We start from the raw sequence: 18,264 nt of genomic DNA, 5'->3' as shown, positions 1-18,264 counted from the left end.
TGTCAAAATTTGTCGTCAAATAACGTTTATGGATGAATTTTGTTGCTTTTGTATTCATTGAATAAAAAAGCAAAATCCCTCTTATCACACATTTTGCAAACGCTTTCCCTGTTTTAATTTTAACAGTCAAAAACTCGCTTTGATATTTTTAGGATTTACCACCCCATACACGATCGTCGAAATGTTAACCCTCTCATAAGTAGCGCTATTTCACCCATCTTTCAAACGACTCAAACAAAAATCTGTAAGCTGGATAAGCGATAGAAGGGATAATCCACCACACAGATTTTTCAACATTAAATCGGTTAAACGGTCTTACAGTGTAATTCCTATGTTTTGTTTTTTAACACTTTGTATAATTTCTATGTCTCTGACATCTTTACACACGATCCCTTTCATTTTTCTTCATCCCCCTAAAAGGCTAGTGAAAAACAGCTATTTTTCATCCCCCCTCCTTTCAAAATACGCATGCAACCGATACTCGCAAATCTCTTTTGTCCAGTTGTACAATATTTCTTCGTGTTCGCGCGCGATGGGAAATTGGAGAGCAAAAATGTTGTTTTCAAAGGAAATCAGCCCATTCGAACTGCCGCTCCATTTCGTCATCGGCATGCGGGCGATCAGTTTGCTCACCTTTTCCTCATTGTACTCCCAAAGACGTTTCGTTTCCCCATCGGAAAAATCAATGCGCTTCCGATATTCTTTTCCCGTTAAATATTGGTGAAAGAATGGGGCAACCTCTTGTGGGGTGATTGGTTGATGCCACCCCGATGGCCCGCGCTCCAGCATCACTTTTAGGACCACCATTTTGTAGCTTTTCGACATCACCGTGCGCTCCACTTCAACAAGCCACGGTTCGTATTTTAGGAACACTTCCTTTTCCAGCTCCGACAACTCTCCCGCCCAATATAGAAAACCAACATAAGAGTCAAACTCTTGTTTGTACTCCGCCGCTTCACTTCTGCCGTGCAAATGCAGTTCCAAGTAGGCCGGGCGACGGCCAAGCTCCTGCTTGAGCTGCCTATAGTCAGCAAGCAGCCGTTCTTTGCGCGGCTGGCGCTTTTTCTGCATCTCCTCGAGAAGATGGATGGCTTGAACATCGAGATGCAGTTCACACGTTTCCGGAACCGTTGGCACAACGGATTCCCGCGCCTTTTTCTTCGCTTCACCTCGCCGCGTATCAAACAGGCGCAGTTTGACATCCGCATTGCGGTAGTTTCCGATTAAGTCGATAATGACGCAATAGTCCTTGCCTTCATGCAGCCGCAACCCGCGCCCAACTTGCTGGGTGAAGATAGTTAATGATTCAGTCGGCCTTACAAATAAGAGCGTATCAACCGAAGGAATGTCAACTCCTTCATTGAATAAGTCCACGGTGAAAATGGCGTCCAATTCACGGCGTTCCAACATGGCAATGGCCTGCTTGCGCGAAATGGCCGTCTGCTTCGAATGAAGGCTGATCGTACGGTAGCCGTGGCGTTGAAAATATCCGGACAGGAAATCAGCTTGCCGAATCGATGAACAAAAGACAAGCGTCCTTGTTTTCTTATATGTCTTCCACGCTTGCAAAATGTTCTGCGCCATCTCCTCGCGCAGCTGCACTTGGAGCAATTCTTCCTCATCATAACGGTTGCCGAGCCATTTGATTTGCGAATAGTCTGTGTCGTCGTAGACCCCGTAATAACGGAAGGGAGCCAACCAGCCGCGCTGCACCGCTTCGATAAAATCAATGCGGTAAGCGACATTGCCATCGCAAATGGCATAGACGTCTTTATTGTCGCTCCGATCCGGGGTAGCGGTGATGCCGAGTAAAAATTTCGGCTGAAAATAACGAAGGACGCGTTCGTACGAGCGGGCCGCCGCATGATGGAATTCGTCGACAACAATTCGAAAATGGCGCCGATCCGCCAAGACCGGGCGTGGGGGTATGTATGGAAGACAGTGAACGGCGAGCGGGTGAAGTTTTGGATCGATTTTCGGCGCGGGCAGTATCTCTATTTTGAATATGGACGAAAATGGTATCGGGTGAAGTATTTGCAGGCGAACGGACGGAAGTCAGGCGAGGACATATTGAACGGGGCGATGATTGATTTGACGGTGGACGGGCATCAGCTCCTATTGCTGAAGGGGCGCGTCCACAGCCAGACGGCGCACGCTATGTAAACGAAACGGCTGCTGCGCGCAATCGCCGCCCTAAATGAATCGACGACACAGGCATGGAACACGCCTGATCAAACGCCTGGCGGATCTATGACATTCCCATCAGCCGCACAGGCTGAACAACAGAACCCCTGGCAGGAGAGGATGAAGACATGGATCGAATCCACTTATGGGTGTTGCTGGTGCTGGGCCTCATCCTCCTGGTGTTCAGCTTGCGCAAGCCGCCCATTAAAGACGTGATTCTCGTGTTTTTATTGAAAGCTTATTTTTCCACCTTTTTCGGTGTCATTGTAGTCGAAAAGCATTTGCTCGACTATCCCGTGAGGTTTTTGGGGCAATACTTCGACACGAGCATCTTGTTTGAATACTTTCTGTATCCGATTATGTGCGTGTATTTTTATCGAACGTCGTACCATTCGAGCTTTTTCGGCATTGTCGGACAATGCGCCTTGTATACGGCCGCTTTGACCTTCGTGGAAGTTCTTTACGAAAAGTATACCAATTTGATTACGTACCATACGTGGACATGGATGCATTCGTTTGTCACGATTTTCCTTCTGTCGTTTTTCGTCCGGATGCTGATGAAGTGGATCAACCGTTGGGAAGAGATGGTTCGCCAGCGTTCATGACCGCTTTTCTTTATAGGAGCACCCGTGCCAATTTTGGCTCTCCACAAAAAACTGTTTGCGGCCGGACGAATGTCGGCATGAAGCCCCCATGGCGAACACGCGAGACCCCCTTGGCGGCACATGCCGAAGCAAGCATACAGGCGGCAAAGAGTGCCCTAGTCTCCTTGCCGCCTGTCTTTCTTACGCCCACCACATCTCTGGCAATTCTTCTTTAAACAACACCTTTTTCAAAAGCGCCACGGCTTTGGACAGTCCTTCATCAATCGAAGCGAGCATGTCTTCATGCTCGATCGACAGCACGTAGTCATAGCCGACGGCGCGCAGGGCGCTGACGATGTCGCGCCACAGTTTTTCGCTTTGCCCGTAGCCGACGGTGCGGAACACCCATGAGCGGTCGAGGATTTGGCTATAATGTTTCGTATCGAGCACGCCGTTTTTGCGGATGTTGGCTTCGTCTAGGTACGTGTCTTTCGCATGGACGTGGAAAATCGCTTTTTCGCGGCCGAGCAGTTTGATCGCCTCCACCGGGTCGATGCCTTGCCACAATAGGTGGCTCGGGTCGAAGTTGGCGCCGATCGCGTCGCCGACGTGTTCGCGCAGTTTGAGGAGCGTTTCCGGGTTGTAGACGACGAAGCCCGGATGCATTTCAAAAGCGATTTGCGTGATGCCGTGCGCTTTGGCGAACGCCGCTTCTTCGCGCCAGTACGGGATGACGACTTCGTCCCATTGCCATTTTAAAATTTCCAAGTAATCCGGCGGCCAGGAGCACGTGACCCAGTTCGGGTATTTGGCGCCGGGATGGTCGCCCGGGCATCCGGAGAAGGCGTTGATGACCGGGACTTCAAGCTGCTCAGCGAGCCGTACCGTTTTCCGCCAGGTGTCATGCGAGTTTTTGGCGAATGTTTTGTCCGGATGGAGCGGGTTGCCATGGCAGCTTAACGCGCTGATGACAAGGCCGCGGTCGGCAACCGCTTTTTTCAGCGCTTTGATTTTTTCCGGCTGGTCCAACAGCACGTCCGGGTCGCAATGGGCGCTGCCCGGGTAATTGCCGGTGCCAAGCTCGACGGCCTCAATGCCCATGGCAGCCACTTTGTCAAGCATGTCCTCCAACGGCAGCTGTTGATACAAAACGGTAAATACGCCTACTTTCATTTATGTGTTCTCCCCCTTTTTGGCGGCGCGAACCGACTGGGCGGTTGCTATGCCGCTCTATTTTCGTTTCGCGTTGGGCAAACTGATCTCACGAACGCATTTAGGCTTGTCACCTAGCTGGCGCCGGTTATTCCGCCACCCGCACCCACCGTTTCGTGCGATGGCTTTCCAAAATAGCATCGACAATCGCCATCGTGTGGTGGCCGTCGGCGATCGTCGCGAACGGCAGCTCCCCGAGCGCCTCGCCGCGCTGTTTCCGGATGATGGCGCTGTAAAAATCACGGAACAAGTTTTTCAGCCCGTCTGGCCAGCCTTCTTCATGGCCGCCCGGGTAATGGGCGTAAGCGGCGGCTTTCAGCGACAAGAGCGCTGGGTCGCGGACGATTTCTTCGTTCGGACCGTTGCGGCGCCCGATCCAGAGGCGGTTCGGGTGCTCTTGGTCCCAGGCGAGCGTCATCTCATCGGCGGCAATTTCAAAATAGAGCCGGTTTTTCCGGCCGGCGCTCACTTGGGAAATCGTAAACGCCCCGTGGGTGCCGTCGTCAAAATGGACGAGCACGCTGCCGCCGTCTTCGGTGTCAATCTGGACTGGTTCGGCGTCTTGAGCACCGCTGGCTGTGAATGTACTTCCTTCATGCTTCGGCTTGTAGCGAACCGGATGGACGGTGCGCAAGTCGGCAAACACTTCGACGATTTTCTTGCCGAGCACATACTGCACCGTGTCGCACCAGTGCGAACCGATGTCGGCGATGGCGCGCGATGGGCCGTTTTGCGCCGGGTCGAGCCGCCAGTTGTAGTCGGTGTCATACAAGAGCCAGTCTTGCACATAGCCGCCGTACACGAAATGGACGCGCTTCGCCTCACGGGCGAGCCGCTCTTTCGCCTCGACAACGAGCGGGTAGTGGCGGTAGTTAAAGCAGACCGCGCTAAGGCTTTCGCTTTGTTCAGCGAGCCGCTTCAATTCGGCCGACTGTTCGCTGTCCATGGCGAGCGGCTTTTCCGACAATAAATGTTTTCCCGCCTCAAGCACCGCCTTGTTGATCGGGAAATGGAGGACGTTGCGCGTGCAGTTGTGAACGGTTTGGACGTCCGGGTCGTCAATCAAGGCGCGGTAGTCGCCGTATGCTTTCGGAATCCCGAACCGGCGCGCGGCTTCCTCCGCTTTTTCTTGACTGCTTGAGGCAATGGCGACAATGTTCACCAACGGCAGGCGGCGGAGCGCCTCAATATGGGAAGAAGCGGAAAAGCCGGTGCCGATGATGCCGACGTTGATCGGTTTCATGGCGTCATTCCCCCTTGTTTCGCTTTGATCGGCTCAAGCGGCTTGACGTTGCCAAAGACGATTTCCCCGCGGTTGACCGGCGCGGCCCAGCGGACGGCGTTGGCGATCACTTTCAGCACATCTGGGTGATGGTACGTCGGATACGTTTCATGGCCGGGGCGGAAGTAGAAAATTTTCCCTTTCCCGCGCGTGAACGTGCAGCCGCTGCGGAACACTTCCCCGCCTTCAAACCAGCTGATGAAAATCGTTTCCTCCGGTTCCGGGATGTCGAAAAACTCGCCGTACATTTCTTCCTGCTCAAGCTCAATGTACGGTCCGATCCCTTCCACGATCGGATGGCCCGGGGCGACGACCCAAAGCCGCTCTTTTTCATCGGCTTCGCGCCATTTCAAGTTGCATGTCGTCCCCATCAGCTTTTTGAAAATTTTCGAGAAATGGCCGGAATGGAGGACGATGAGCCCCATTCCTTCGAGCACGCGGCGATGGATGCGCTCGACCACTTCATCTTTCACTTCGTCATGGGCGATATGCCCCCACCAGATAAGGACGTCGCACCGGTCGAGCACCTCGTCCGTCAAGCCGTGCTCCGGTTCGTCGAGCACAGCGGTTGCGGCGTCAAACCCGGCTTCGGCTAGGTAGCTCGCGATGACGGTATGCATTCCTTCCGGATAAATGGCTCTTACCTGTTCATCTTTCTTTTCATGACGAAATTCGTTCCAGACGACAACGCGGATTGGTGTAGCCATATTCGTTCCCCCTGCCATTCGTTTTCGACCCGCGCGCCATATGGAGGCGGTCAGGCCCATCGTTCTTTCGATTTCTTCCTACCATTCGATGCGGACTTGCCGGCCTTGTTCGGACGATTCGTAAATCGCTTCCAACACTTTGGCAATCATGAGCCCTTGTTCGGCGGTGCAAAGCGGCGGCGTATTTTCGGTGATGCTGGTCAAGAAGTGGTCAAGGAGCGCCACCCGCTCGCCCTGATCGTCAAAATGAAGCGTCACATCGGCCGGGACGCCGTGTTCGTTGCGGAACCATTTCACTTCTTGGCGGTTGCCGGCGATGTTCCACTCCCAGCGCACGCCGCCTTCCGTGCCGAGAAACTCGACATACGCCCGTTCTTCTTCAATGTGGGACGCCCAGCTCGTCTCAAGCAGCACCGTCGCGTCGTTTTCGAGCTGGATGAACGCTGTGGCAAAATCTTCAACCGTATACGCGGCATTCGGCGCAAACGATGTCCCCGGCCAAGCCCCTTGGCGGCGCGGGCCGAACTTCGCGTACGTTTTCCCCGTCACCGCGACCGGGTTCGGGTTCCCGAGCAACCAAAGCGTCACATCGAGCATATGGACGCCCAAATCGATGAGCGGCCCGCCGCCGGAGCGCTCGCGGTCAAAAAACCACGCCCCCCATGCGGGAATGCCGCGTCGGCGCACCCAGCCCGTTTTCGCGTAATAAATCTCACCGAACGCGCCGGATTGGATTCGCTCATGCAGCCATTGCGCCGCTTGGCGGAACCGATTGTTCAGCGCCACCATAAACTGTTTGCCCGACTCATCGCGGGCGCGGATGATGGCGTCCGCCTCTTCCGCTTTCGTCACCATCGGCTTTTCGCAAAGCACGTGTTTCCCGGCCCGCAAGCTGTCGACCGACGCTTGGGCGTGCAAAAAGTTCGGCACGGTGATGATGACAGCATCGACATCGGGCGACGCAATCAATTCCTTGTAGTCGCGGTATACGTTGCGGATGCCGTATGTTTTCGCTTTTTCCGCGGCCGCTTGTTCATTGACGTCGCAAATCGCCTGCAAGACAGCACGCTCCGAAAGTTTTAACGCCGCCTTGATGTGTTCGTTGGAAATGCCCCCAGCCCCGATCAAGCCGAGGCGGATTGGAAGGGTGTTTTCCATGTCCTTTTCCCCCTTGCGTTCATTTTGTCTGTTTCCATACTTCATCGGTTCATCGACCATTTCCCGCGATGTAATCGATTACATCACCGGGCAAAAAAATCCGCCGTTCCCCGCATCGGACGGAGAGCGCTGTCCCCCTTTTAGGCAGAGCGCCCTCCTCCGCACGAATCGCGGATGACAAGCTGGTCGGGAAGAACGAGCTGACGCCGCTCAACATCGATTCCTTCAATGAGCCCAAGCAGCAACTCCATTGCTTTTTGGCCGATCTCAAACATCGGCTGGGCGATCGTCGTGAGGCTCGGTTCAACAATCGAGGCCATTTGAATGTCGTCAAATCCGACAACGGCCACATCGTCGGGAACGCGCCCGCCGCGATGGCGAATGGCCTTAACCGCCCCGATCGCCATCTCGTCATTGGCCGCAAAAATCGCCGTCGGCGGCTTCTCAAGGGCGAGCAGTTTCAGCGCCAAGTTGTATCCCGATTCATAGGTGAAATCGCCCTCTTGCACGAGCGCCGCATCGACTTCGATCTCGTGCTGCGCCAGCGCTTGATAATAGCCGCGCAGCCGGTCGCGGCTTAAAATGATGTTCATCGGCCCGGACAAGTGGGCGATGCGGCGATGGCCGAGGCGGATCAAATGTTCTGTCGCCTTGCGGGCGCTGCTGATGTTGTCGATCGAAACGGTCGGGATGTCCGTCCCTTCCAAATACTCGCACGCCAAGACGATTGGAAACTGCCGCGCCATCTCTTCCACCAGCTCTTTGCGGATGCGGGCGGTCAAAAAAATCATCCCGTCGACTTGCCGCTGCGGCAGCAAATTCAAATACTGCTCCTCAAGCCGGGCGTCATTTTGTGTATCGCCAAGCAGCACCTGATAGCCGTGCTCGAGGGCGACCGCTTCAATGCCGCGCAGCACTTTCGAGAAAAACGGATTCGTAATATCAGGCACGACGACGAGAACCGTCTCGGTCTCCATCCGTCGCAAATACCGGCCGAGCACATTCGGCTGGTAGTTCAGCGCTTCAATCGCTTCGAGCACGCGCTGTTTCGTCTCTTCGGTGACGTTGCCCGCGTTGCGCAGCACGCGCGACACGGTGGCCGTCGATACGTTCGCCCGCTTCGCCACGTCTTTTATGCTTGCCATTGATCGTAGTCCTCTCGCTTATGTAATCGATTACATCACCATCGTATCGAAAAGACAGGGCGGTTGTCAAGCGTTGTTTTTTCGATCCGCCTTAGACATGATTTACCTATTTCTCATATGCTAAAAATTTTCACAAACACTCGATCAGATGCGTTGTGTTTTTTGCAGGCAAAAAATGCAGAGAACTGCATGAAAAAAATACATAGGAGCTTTTTGCGATGTTGTTTTTTGTGAGGAAGATTGTACAATCCGATGTATTCTTTTGGTGTTTCCCTCACATGCTTTTTGTATTTTTTATATTAAACTATCATTTCCAATGAGCAAAGTCAAAAAGGGCACACGAATCCCCTTTCCCATTTCTATATGTATTAAAATAGAATTTATAGCAATTTATGGTTACTAACCAAAAGATGTACTTGACTTTTAAAGATAAACATAATCGTTGAACAGCTTGAAGGATCTCGTGACGGTCCTTGTGAAAGACATTGATGCCATTTCCATAAGCGCTCGATCGGATTGAGTTGTGGTGAATATGGGGAAAATCCAAGATGATCGCAATCATCCGGTTTGGGATCCCGCTCTTTCGAGAGGCGCAAGAAATCGAGAAACGTAAAATGTGGTATATTGAAAAAATGAGAAAGAAGAGTTTTTGCTCATGTTGGTGCGATTGGAGCTAGGATGATAATATCGTTGGGAGAGGAGAACTCCATGGAAATTAGAAAACCAAACGATTCGGAATACAAAAAAATTTTATCACTCACACCACAAGCATTATTCGAGGGCACATTAGGTGAAGCAAAGCCATCAAATGAAAAAGCTAAGCGACTTATTGAACCTGTATTGCAAAAAGGAGGCTATTATTTGATCGCAACGGATGGCGATCACCTCATAGGTTGGATTCTGATCGGGGCAGGCAAAGACCCATTTACTGAAAAAATATATGGATTTATCTACGAATTGTTTGTGTTAGAGGAATTTAGGGGAAAGGGAATTGCAAAACAATTGATAAAAACTGGCATCGAACATCTCAAACAAGATGGGTATTCAGAGGTTCGTTTACGTGTATATGCAGGAAATCGAGCGATTAAACTGTATGAAACATTAGGATTCAAACATAAAACCATTACGATGAGCATGGACATTTAAAACAGTCCGCTCGTCCACACCGCGGGCAGGCGATGTGAAAGAGCGCCTTTGCGTTGAAGCAAAGGCGCCCATCCGATTTTAGTCAATCGCCTGGCGTGCACGGTCTTGCAGCATTTTCACCCCGGCCAGCGAGATCAAGCCCATGATAACAATATAGAAGGAGATGGCCGTGGCGCTGCCGTATTTGTGCAGTAGCCACGTGCTCACGAGCGGCGCCGGACCGCCGGCAATGATGGAAGCCAATTGGTAGCCGAGCGAAGCGCCGCTGTAGCGCAGGCGCGTCGGGAAGTTTTCCGCGATCATCGCCGCCTGCGGGCCATACAACATGCCGTGGAACACCATGGCCACAACCGTCGCCAAAAAGATGAGCCCGACACTTTTCGTATTGACAAGCCAATAATACGGAAACGCCCAAAGCATCAGCAAAATCGTACCCGTCATGTAGACGCGGCGGCGGCCCCACCGGTCGGATAAATGCCCGGAATACACGATGGAAAGCGCGTTGATCAGCGCGGCGATAATCGTCACATTGACGAAAATGCTTTTTTCCATCCCCAAAAATGTCGTCCCATAGCTGACGATAAACGTGACAAAAATGTAGAACGACCCGTTTTCAATCACCCGCGCCAGCGCTGACCATAGAATTTCGCGCGGATGCCTGACCAGCACCTCGCCGACCGGCATCTTGCTCGTTTCTTGTTTTTTCATCGCTTCTTGGAACAGCGGCGATTCGAGCACTTTCAGCCGGATGTACAGCCCGATGGCGATGAGAAGGAAGCTTATGAGAAACGGAACGCGCCAGCCCCACGCATAAAAGCTGTCGCCGCCAATGGCCAACATAAGCGTCGTCACAAGGGAAGAGGACAACAGTCCGAACGGCACGCCCATTTGCGGCAGCGAAGCCATCAATCCGCGCCGCTTGCCTTCCTCCCATTCCATGGCGATCAATATAGCGCCGCCCCATTCCCCGCCGACGCCAATGCCTTGAATGAGACGCAGCGCGGTCACCAATACCGGCGCCCACAAACCGATTTGTTCATAGGTCGGCATCAAGCCGATCAACGCCGTCGCCAACCCCATCAAAAGCAAGGTGGCCACCAACGTCGCCTTCCGCCCGATCCGATCGCCAAAGTGGCCGAAAATCGCGGCGCCGACCGGCCTGGCGATAAATCCTAATGCAAAGGTCGTAAACGATTGCATCAGGGCGACATACGAATCTCCTTGTGGAAAGAATAATTGCGGAAACACGAGAGCCGCCATCGTTCCATAGAGAAAGAAATCGTACCATTCAATTGTCGTGCCGACGACACTGGAAATCGCAGCCCGCTTTTTTTGCCGTTTCAATTCCGCCGCATCCATCGTTGTCACTGTCATTCATGACACCCCTTTCATGCAATCAAACGAAACACATTTCACGGAAAACTCCATGGGCAACGTTTTGCCCCTCGCCCGGCATGAAAATGCCATTTCACGGAAACGGAAAAACGAATAGATGATAGCAAAAACGAACAAAATGACAACGCTTCCACCATCAAATGAACGATCGCAGTCCTGCTTCTTTGTCACACGCCGCGCCGCAACCCCTGTCACGGAGCTTTCCCTTCCCGTGCCACAAGCATATGCACAACGGCATCGACGACCGTTTCTTCCCGCTGGTTGACGATCCGCTGATGCACCGTCACGATCCCCGCTGTTTCTCCCCGTTCGGTTAACCGTTTGACTTCCGATTCCACATAAATCGTATCGCCGATCTTGACGGGACGGACAAAACGCAATGAATCGATGCCATAAAACGCCAGAACCATTCTCGGCTTCATCGTCCACAGCCCCGTCGCCGCCGACAGCGTCAGCATCCCATGGGCGATCCGTTCGCCAAATGGCGTCTGCTTGGCGTATTCCTGATCCATGTGCAGCGGATAAAAATCTCCGGAAACGCCGGCAAACTGTACAATATCGGCTTCCGTAATCGTCCGCCCGCGCGAACGATGGCGTTCGCCTACCACATACTGCTCAAACGGACGGTCAAACCGCACGCCTTCCCCTCCCCTTGATTGGTGCAAAAAAGAGTAAAATCAAATTCCACCCCCTTCCGGCCTGACACCCATATTTTTATAATATTCAGAATATTAACTGAAAAGGTCTTCCTTTGCGCATCCCTCCCCGCTTGTCGTCTGCCATTAACATATGAACGAAGCAGGGCTGATAGAACTTCTCCTTCACGGCTTCATGTTTCCAAAAACAAAAGGATGCTCGCTTGGCATCCTTTTTCATGTTCGTTCCTTATTCTTTTACCGAGCCGGACGTGAGCCCAGAGACGATGCGGCGCTGGAACAACAGCACCATGATGACGAGCGGAATCGTCACCACCACGGTGGCTGCGGAAATTTCGCCCCACGGGATCGTATACTGGCCTTGGAACATGGCAATCCCGACCGGAACGGTTTTGTATTTTTCCGCCGTATTGATCGTCAAGGCAAATAAAAATTCGTTCCATGCGGCAATGAAGACGAGAATGGATGTCGTAAACACCCCGGGCACCGCGAGTGGCAAAATGATTTTAAAATACGTTTGCATCGGCGTCGCCCCGTCCATTTTCGCCGCTTCTTCCAAGTCAAACGGAATCTTGCGGAAAAAGGTGACGAGCAGCCAGATCGAGAGCGGCAAGGCAAACGTCGTATACGGAATGATCAATCCTAAATAGCTGTTCGTCAACCCGAACTTTTTCACAAACATGTAAATCGGAGAAATGGTGGCAATTTGCGGAAACATGGACACGGCCAGCACCAAGCCGAGAATGACCGTCTTGCCTTTAAACTCCAAGCGCGCGATCGCATAAGCCGCAAACGCGGCGACAAATACCGTATACACCGTCGTAATGGTCGCCACGACCGTGCTGTTCCATAAATAGCGCAAAAACGGGTAATGGACAAATACCGACACATAGGATTTCAAGGTCGGATGGCTCGTAAACCAATTGAACGCTTTGTCGCCAAACAATTCGCTGAGCGGCTTAACGGAACTGAGCAAAACCCATAAAAACGGAAACATTACAAAGAACACGAACAGACCCAAAAACACATAAAAGAATGGACCGGCTTTTTTTTGCATCGTCTCACCCCTTCATTATCGTTTGACGCTGGAGCCATCAGACAGCAAATCTCTCCCAAGCCAGCGAATATAGATCATGGAAATGACCGCCACGCAGAGAAACACGATGACCGCGAGCGCCGACCCCGCGCCGAAATTCGTCTGCGAGAACATGACTTTGTAGGCTAAAATCGAGATCGTCTCCGTCGAGTTCGCTGGACCTCCTCCGGTTAGGACGTAAATCAAATCGAACACGCGGAACGCATCGAGCGTGCGGAACAACAACGCCACTAAAATGCTCGATTTTAACAGCGGCAGCGTGATTTGCGTGAATTGCTGCCATTTGGTGGCTCCATCGATTGAAGCGGCCTCATACAACGAACTCGGGATCGTTTGCAGCCCAGCAAGCAGCAAGAGCGCCATATACGGGGTTGTCTTCCATACATCGGCAAAAATGACCGCAAACATCGCCCCCGCTTCCGTCGTCAGCAAATCCCCCATCCGGTCGACAAGGCCGACCGTTTCGAAATAGTGGGCGACAATGCCGTTTTGTCCATCGTATAAAAATTTCCACATAAGCGCGGATACGGCCGTCGGAATCGCCCACGGAATCAAAATCGTCGCCCGCACAAGCCCGCGGCCAAAAAAGGCCTTATTGATGAGCAACGCAATCCCGAGCCCCAACACAAGCTCAATGGCGACCGACACCACCGTAAAGAACGTCGTATTCCATAACGCTTTCCATAAGCGCATGTCGCTGAAGCTGTCCTTGTAATGTTTGAGGCCGACAAAGTTTGGCTCAATCACGACCCCTTCGAGCCCTTCGGCCAAGCCGACGACTTTATCCGCCTGCTGCAGTTCGCCCGCTTTTTTCATTTCCTTGAGCGTCCGAACGACATCATGAACCGTGTCGGTCAGCTTCTCGGCCGTCTGTTTGTCCAGCTCGGCGATCTTCAGCTCATCGCTTGGCGTCTCGAAATTGTCGAGCACTTCGTTCACTTTGTCATATTGCTTCGCCACTTGATCATCGGAACGGATCGCCGCGTCCAGTTTCGCGAGTTTTTGTTCGATTTGCGCCAACGTTTGTTTCGTTTGTCCATCTGCTGTTGCCATTTCTTGCTTGAGAGCGCTCTTGAGGAACGGATAGTTTTGCAGATATCCTTCGAGATCGAGGCTGTAACTCCAGTGAATCGACGATTTGGTCGGGTCGTTGAGCCGATAGTCGAATAAGCTGTAATAAAAGGACTGGATGACGGGCCAAATGGCAATCGCCAAAATGAGCAGCATGGCCGGCGCGACAAGCGAATAGCCTAGTAGGCGCTCCATTCGCTTTTCATTCCTCATCGCTGTTCTCTCCCTTCTGCTTGGAAAAGGATATTAGCCTTCAGCACCGGGCAGATGGCGGCCTGAAGGCTAATGAACCGAAAGTGGTGGAACAAAATCGCGTTCTTTGTTTGGCTGATGGGGGATTGGCCGGCGTTGGCCGGATTCCGATCGGCTGCAGCGCGCCGGCCAAGCCATTCGCCTCACTTATTCAAGGCTGCTTTCATTTCTTTTTCCATATTGGCCACGGCTTGTTCGACCGTCAGCTCCCCGGCCAGCGCTTTCGATACGTTAATTTGGATGATTTCCGAAATTTCCGGATAGTTCGGGACGACCGGGCGCGGCACGGCGGCGTTCAACGCATTGACAAACCCTTCTTCCGCAAAGAACGGATTGGCTTTTAAGACATCCGGGTCTTTAAACAATTCCGGAAGTGTTGGCGCTAAACCGCCGTAAATCGCGGAAATTTTTTGCCCCTCCGGCCCCGTCATAAATTTGACAAATTCCCATGCTTCTTTCGGATGTTTCGAATACTTGTTGATCGCAGTCATCCAGCCGCCCAGCGCGGCAGCCGAACCTTTGTCCCCGGCCGGAAGCGGAGCCACGCCGACTTTGCCGACAATTTTCGATTGTTCTTTGTCGTTCGCTAACGCGTATTGATAAGGCCAGTTGCGGATAAACGGCGATTGCCCCTCAATGAACGCGGTATGCGATTCCGGTTCGGTGAATGTGGTGATGTTGCTCGGCACAACATCGGACTTGACGATTTCCACCATTTTCTTCAGCCCTTTGATCGTTTCTGGGCTGTTGATCACGACATTCCCGTTTTGATCGACGATTTGTCCGCCATAAGAGGCGATAAATTCCACTGCGTTGCACACCAATCCTTCATATTGTTTGGCCTGCATCAAATAGCCGAATTTCGTGCCGCCTTTTCCTTTCAGCTCTTTCGCCTCTTTTAAGAGTTCATCCCATGTTTTCGGCACTTTGTCCTTTGGAACAAGGTCGGTGCGATAGAACAGCATGCCGGCATCAATGAATTTCGGCATCGCCCATTGCTTGCCATTGAAGTTGCCGGCGGAGAGCGCCCCTTGGTTGTATTTACTGAGGTCAATGCCGTCTTTCTCAATGAAGCGGTCGAGCGGCAGCGTATAGCCTGCTTGAGCAAACTCCGCCGGCCAAATGACGTCGAGATCCATGACATCGATTTCCGAGGACTGCGCATTTAACATCGTGACGTACGCGTCATGCTGCTTCCCGGTGTCAGCCGGCATTTCGCGAAATTCCACATCGATGTTCGGGTGCTCTTTCTCGAACGCTTCGATGATTTTTTCAGTGGCTTTCGTGGAATCTTGGCCGCGGGCATAGACAATTTTCACTTTTTCAGATTGAACCGTTTTCCCTTCTTCTTTTTTGCTGTCTGTGCCCGTCTGGCTCTCGCTTTGGCCGCCGGAGCATGCTGCGAGCCCCATCGTAAGCGCTAACAAAACAGCCGATGCTTTTAATGTCTTTTTCATCGTCATTCTCCCCCTTCAAATTTTGGATTAGTCAAACACTGCAAGACATCGCGTATAGTGGTTGCTTCGACTGCCCCAATCACCCCCCGGACATGACATCCATTGACTTTTGACTTGGCATCCCCCACTGCTTGTCTATGCATCGATTGTTTGTAATCGATTACATAAAAATCGATGAATAATTCTTATTTTCGCTTGTATGTTCTTTTCTCGACAAAGCCGAAAAGCGGGCATCGCCTATACATTCCCCTTTTCAATGAAGGCAACTTGTCTATCATCGTCGCGCCCTTATCCGCTTCGCCGGCTTCTTTTTATTTATGTAATCGATTACAAAACCATCTTACATCGCCGCAAAATTGTTCGTCAAGCCCCTAAATTCTTTTTTTGTCATATAAACAAAGAACCCCAAGCCGTTTTGCTTGGGATATGCCTCACACCTCCACTCCCTTCCCTTCCTCGACGATATGGTAAAGCAAATGGGCCAAATGGTGGATCGGGCCGTATTCCTCTTCGCCGTCTTCCGCCATTTCCTCTTCGTCGGAGAATTCAAGGTCGTTCAAATACAGCGCCATAAATTCGTAAAAGTCTTTGAGCTCAAAGCTGTAGCACGCGCTCGGGTCTTCGTTGTCTTCTTCGTATTGAAGCATTAAATACGATACCTTGCCTTCGTTATCCTCGGCATCAAAAAAGACGAAATAGCCGATGTTCGTGTCAAGGTCAAACAGATGCCGCGTCCCGCCTTCGGTCGCCTTGTCAAACTCTTCTGGGCTCAATTTGCCGACGTTCATCGCCTCGACGTCATCTTCGCGGTGAAACTGAACCGTAAATGTTTTCATCGTGATTTCCTCCGTGAACTACCCGCCACCTACACTTCGCTTAGAGGTGGAGGCTTCAAGCGACTTGTGCGTGTTTGCTGAACGGTAAGCCACACACAAGAACCCTTTACGCTTCCCTTCATTCCGAAGGTGTCCGTTCTAACCATAGACTATCATATTCGTTGGCGATTGGCAACCGAAATTCATCTCCCGCCTACTCACTGGGCTGTGCCCTTCACGTTCCTTGAGGCGGGAGACTTCTTTCTGAAATTACGTTAAAAAATGCTTAATGAGTGCGTTTTCGACAGCCGCTCGAGCAGTTTCACCCCGGTCAAGCTGTTCCCTTTATCATCGAGAGCGGGGCCGAAAATGCCGATGCCACACCGCCCGGGGACGGCGGCGAGAATGCCGCCCGAGACACCGCTTTTCGCCGGAATGCCGACTTTGATGGCAAATTCCCCCGACGCATTGTACATGCCGCACGTGACCATGAACGTTTTGCAAATGCGGGCGACATCAAGCGGCATGAGCGGCTCGCCCGAATGCGGATCGCGTCCGTCAAGCGCCAGCACCAAGCCGATGCGCGCCAAATCGATGCACGTCATCTCGATGGCGCACTGTTTCGTGTACAAATCCATCAGTTCTTCGACATCTTCGTCAATCATCCCGTGCTGCTTTAGAAAATAGCAAAGCGAACGATTTAAAAACGCTGTTTCAAATTCGGAGCGGGCCACTTCGTCGGAGTACGAGATGCGTTCGTTGCCAGCGAGACGGCGGACGAACGCTAACAACCGTTCCAGCCGTTCGGACACCGAGCCGCCTTGAATCATCGACGTGACGACAAGCGCACCGGCGTTAATCATCGGATTCAGCGGTTTGGCAGGCTTTTCCTCTAATTTGGCAATGGAATGAAACGGATAATCCGTCGGCTCCATGCCGACTTTATGGAACACCTCATCCTCGCCGCGGTCGATCAGCACAAGGGCGAGCGCAATCATTTTGGAAATGCTTTGCAGCGTCACTTTCACTGTCACGTCCCCGGCGCTCACCACCTTGCCGTCCGAAGTGTGGATGGCGACCGACAGTTCATTCGGATTCGCTTTGCCTAGAGAGGGAATGTAATCGGCTACTTTTCCGTAGCGGGCGTACTGCTTCGCTTCTTCGACAAAGCGGGCCAGTTCTTCTTGGTTGTACACAAGCATCACCGATGGTTAGTATCGCCTATTTTTTCCGTTTCTATGCCCAAACGATTCAAACATCGGCGGTTTCCGACGGGGGGCGCTTTGCCCTCGCCAAGCGGACCGCCGGCAAAAAACCGCCCCGCTCCTCTCAAGTCGGCAGCCTGAGCCTGCTGTTTGAACAGCAGCCGTTTTTCTTATTCTTCTTCGGCAAACACGTTTTTTAATTCGATCGCAAATCCGGGAAACAGGCGGACAGGAATCGTATCATCGCGGACATACATCCCTTGATGGCGGAATCTCCCTTCTTCAAGCACATAGACATCAATCGTCTCATTCACCGGATCGACAATCCAATATTCTTTCACCCCTGCCCGCTCGTAACGGTGAAATTTGACGATTTTATCCTTGCGCACCGTTGATTTTGAAATAATCTCCACAACGAGATCCGGCACACCAACAATTCGTTTTTCACGAATTTTGCTTTTGTCGCAGACAACGACAAGATCCGGCTCAACCCATTCGCGAATTTGTTCCGGATCATCTCTCTCCGCCAAACAAACGTCGATCGGAGCGCCAAATACGGTGCATTCTTTCCCCCGCAAATATGTCGCAAATTCCACCAACAATTCACGTTGCACTGCCTGATGTTTCGGCGTCGGAGCGGGAGACATGTTGAAGACTTGGCCGTCAATGACCTCATATCGTACATCTTCGTCGAGCATCATGTATTGCGCATAGGTGAACGGCTGCCCTTTTTCCGACATCGGCATCAAAACGGCCTCCTCCATCTAGAAATGTTGATGTATCAAGGCTTTGCGGCCTCTCAGGGGTGTCAAAAAAATATTTTTCGACAAAATCCCTTACATCCTTTCCTCTTTTCTTTTTAGTATACTTGAAACGCTGCCCGGCAACCTAGCGTTTTC

The 18,264-nt window shown here is 52.0% G+C and carries 16 protein-coding genes and 1 pseudogene; 3 read left to right on the top strand and 14 right to left on the bottom strand.

Annotated features, from left to right (window positions below; genetic code table 11):
* Positions 1-435: 435 nt before the first annotated feature.
* Positions 436-1,887: pseudogene (locus BJQ97_RS07410) on the bottom strand (DEAD/DEAH box helicase); the annotation flags it as partial.
* Between BJQ97_RS07410 and BJQ97_RS07405 the strand changes: the two are divergent.
* Both BJQ97_RS07405 and BJQ97_RS07400 read left to right on the top strand, forming a co-directional pair.
* Positions 1,864-2,163, top strand: coding sequence for a hypothetical protein (locus BJQ97_RS07405; protein ID WP_160156084.1), 300 nt, complete (start codon positions 1,864-1,866; stop codon positions 2,161-2,163). The pseudogene BJQ97_RS07410 and the gene BJQ97_RS07405 overlap by 24 nt on opposite strands.
* A gap of 149 nt (positions 2,164-2,312) precedes the next feature.
* Positions 2,313-2,789 (top strand): CBO0543 family protein, encoded by a 477-nt coding sequence (locus tag BJQ97_RS07400; protein ID WP_160156083.1) that lies wholly within the window; start codon positions 2,313-2,315, stop codon positions 2,787-2,789.
* A gap of 180 nt (positions 2,790-2,969) precedes the next feature.
* Here BJQ97_RS07400 and BJQ97_RS07395 read toward each other — a convergent pair whose 3' ends face one another.
* The 5 genes from BJQ97_RS07395 to BJQ97_RS07375 all read right to left on the bottom strand — a co-directional run bounded on the left by BJQ97_RS07395 (position 2,970) and on the right by BJQ97_RS07375 (position 8,272).
* Positions 2,970-3,941, bottom strand: a complete 972-nt coding sequence (locus BJQ97_RS07395; protein WP_160156082.1) for a sugar phosphate isomerase/epimerase family protein — start codon at positions 3,939-3,941, stop codon at positions 2,970-2,972.
* 127 nt (positions 3,942-4,068) lie between these two features.
* The gene (locus BJQ97_RS07390) at positions 4,069-5,223 is read right to left on the bottom strand and encodes a Gfo/Idh/MocA family protein (protein WP_160156081.1); all 1,155 of its coding nucleotides are present in this window, start codon (positions 5,221-5,223) and stop codon (positions 4,069-4,071) included.
* Entirely contained in the window at positions 5,220-5,969 is a 750-nt protein-coding gene (locus BJQ97_RS07385; RefSeq protein ID WP_160156080.1) for a ThuA domain-containing protein, read from the bottom strand. Before BJQ97_RS07385 ends, BJQ97_RS07390 begins: the two co-directional genes overlap by 4 nt.
* 78 nt (positions 5,970-6,047) lie before the next feature.
* The gene (locus BJQ97_RS07380; protein ID WP_160156079.1) at positions 6,048-7,127 is read right to left on the bottom strand and encodes a Gfo/Idh/MocA family protein; all 1,080 of its coding nucleotides are present in this window, start codon (positions 7,125-7,127) and stop codon (positions 6,048-6,050) included.
* 140 nt (positions 7,128-7,267) lie between these two features.
* A complete protein-coding gene (locus tag BJQ97_RS07375) occupies positions 7,268-8,272 on the bottom strand; it encodes a LacI family DNA-binding transcriptional regulator (RefSeq protein ID WP_160156078.1) in 1,005 nt (334 codons plus the stop codon).
* A gap of 708 nt (positions 8,273-8,980) precedes the next feature.
* On the opposite strand from BJQ97_RS07375, the gene BJQ97_RS07370 reads away from it, so the two are divergent.
* The gene (locus tag BJQ97_RS07370; protein WP_160156077.1) at positions 8,981-9,418 is read left to right on the top strand and encodes a GNAT family N-acetyltransferase; all 438 of its coding nucleotides are present in this window, start codon (positions 8,981-8,983) and stop codon (positions 9,416-9,418) included.
* A gap of 78 nt (positions 9,419-9,496) precedes the next feature.
* Here the strand turns inward: BJQ97_RS07370 and BJQ97_RS07365 are convergent, their stop codons facing one another.
* The 8 genes from BJQ97_RS07365 to BJQ97_RS07330 form a co-directional block, all read right to left on the bottom strand.
* On the bottom strand, positions 9,497-10,792 hold the full coding sequence (locus BJQ97_RS07365) for an MFS transporter (RefSeq protein ID WP_160156076.1): 1,296 nt from the start codon (positions 10,790-10,792) through the stop codon (positions 9,497-9,499).
* 212 nt (positions 10,793-11,004) lie between these two features.
* Positions 11,005-11,451: a MaoC/PaaZ C-terminal domain-containing protein gene (locus tag BJQ97_RS07360; protein ID WP_160156075.1), complete on the bottom strand. Its 447-nt coding sequence runs from the start codon at positions 11,449-11,451 to the stop codon at positions 11,005-11,007.
* A gap of 247 nt (positions 11,452-11,698) precedes the next feature.
* Complete coding sequence (locus BJQ97_RS07355; protein WP_160156074.1) at positions 11,699-12,526, bottom strand: carbohydrate ABC transporter permease; 828 nt, start codon at positions 12,524-12,526, stop codon at positions 11,699-11,701.
* Between the two features lie 15 nt (positions 12,527-12,541).
* Positions 12,542-13,849 carry a carbohydrate ABC transporter permease gene (locus BJQ97_RS07350; RefSeq protein ID WP_160156073.1) on the bottom strand — a complete coding sequence of 436 codons (1,308 nt, stop codon included), beginning with the start codon at positions 13,847-13,849 and terminating at the stop codon, positions 12,542-12,544.
* 182 nt (positions 13,850-14,031) lie between these two features.
* Positions 14,032-15,345 carry an ABC transporter substrate-binding protein gene (locus tag BJQ97_RS07345; protein ID WP_201451668.1) on the bottom strand — a complete coding sequence of 438 codons (1,314 nt, stop codon included), beginning with the start codon at positions 15,343-15,345 and terminating at the stop codon, positions 14,032-14,034.
* A 431-nt stretch (positions 15,346-15,776) separates the two neighbouring features.
* Positions 15,777-16,181, bottom strand: a complete 405-nt coding sequence (locus tag BJQ97_RS07340; RefSeq protein ID WP_160156071.1) for a cytosolic protein — start codon at positions 16,179-16,181, stop codon at positions 15,777-15,779.
* A gap of 254 nt (positions 16,182-16,435) precedes the next feature.
* Positions 16,436-17,362, bottom strand: a complete 927-nt coding sequence (gene glsA, locus BJQ97_RS07335) for a glutaminase A (protein WP_160157565.1) — start codon at positions 17,360-17,362, stop codon at positions 16,436-16,438.
* A gap of 173 nt (positions 17,363-17,535) precedes the next feature.
* Positions 17,536-18,111, bottom strand: a complete 576-nt coding sequence (locus tag BJQ97_RS07330) for a Uma2 family endonuclease (RefSeq protein ID WP_160156070.1) — start codon at positions 18,109-18,111, stop codon at positions 17,536-17,538.
* Positions 18,112-18,264 lie beyond the last annotated feature (153 nt).

This window comes from Geobacillus sp. TFV-3, from assembly GCF_009901865.1.
Taxonomy (GTDB): Bacteria; Bacillota; Bacilli; order Bacillales; family Anoxybacillaceae; genus Geobacillus; species Geobacillus thermoleovorans_A.
The sequence above is the reverse complement of the archived record's forward strand: the minus strand, read 5'-3'. Positions and strand labels throughout refer to the sequence as shown.